Genomic DNA, 204 nt, shown 5'->3' on the forward strand with positions numbered 1-204 from the left:
CCATGAGTTTATATCTGTTAGATGTGATGCCAAGTTCTTGATCTGAAGCGGTCAATGATTTATCATGCCAGCGATAATCATATATAGGCTCATCGAACGTCACATGTTTGAGCTCAAATAAGGAGTTCACTCTCATCCAGTAATCATAATCTTCAAGGGTATGCTTATAGCTAGAATAGTCGCCTAATAAGTGAGTTACCTTGG

General features: G+C 38.7%; 1 protein-coding gene. It reads right to left on the reverse strand.

Annotated features, from left to right (window positions below):
* The coding region (locus A372_RS38190) for a hypothetical protein (protein ID WP_036702670.1) at positions 1–204 on the reverse strand (204 nt) is incomplete at both ends.

The sequence above is a fragment of the Paenibacillus sp. OSY-SE genome, assembly GCF_000283315.1.
Lineage (GTDB): Bacteria > Bacillota > Bacilli > Paenibacillales > Paenibacillaceae > Paenibacillus_B > Paenibacillus_B profundus.